Here is a 461-nt window from a genome sequence, read left to right as displayed (position 1 = left end):
AGATGTGTATAAGAGACAGTCCCTGCGCCGCCGCGGCCGGCGCGACTGCCGGGCGGGACGGCACTGGACGGACTCGACCAGCAGGGGGGGCGCGAGGGCTCCGCGAGGTTCAACTGGCGCGAAGTGGTCCATCGCGTGACCGGCATTGACCTGGGCCCCGGCAAGGACTCTCAGTACAAAGAGGAACTGCGCAACCGCGTTCGCGCGGTCGTGGGCGGCGCATTTCCCATCGCCGTCCTCAACCTCAAAGGCGGCGTCGGCAAGACCGCGGTGGTGGAGGCGCTGGGATCCACGTTCGCCGATGTGCGCCACGACCGGATCATCGCCGTCGACATCGACGCCGGGGATTTGGTGGAGCGGCATGGCCGTCCTAACTCACTGAACATGACCGACCTGCTCGCCGACAGGGCGATCACGAATTATGCGGACGTCCGGGCGCACACCTACATGAACAATTTCGG

The 461-nt window shown here is 65.9% G+C and carries 1 protein-coding gene; it reads left to right on the top strand.

Going from position 1 to position 461, the window contains the following annotated elements; genetic code table 11:
- Nucleotides 1-135 precede the first annotated feature (135 nt).
- Nucleotides 136-461, top strand: a 326-nt coding sequence (locus tag A5781_RS05570) for a ParA family protein (RefSeq protein WP_231990644.1), incomplete at its 3' end; no start/stop codon positions are given.

This window comes from Mycobacterium sp. 852002-30065_SCH5024008 (genome assembly GCF_001665645.1).
GTDB classification, from domain to species: Bacteria; Actinomycetota; Actinomycetes; order Mycobacteriales; family Mycobacteriaceae; genus Mycobacterium; species Mycobacterium paraffinicum.
The sequence above is the reverse complement of the archived record's forward strand: the minus strand, read 5'-3'. Positions and strand labels throughout refer to the sequence as shown.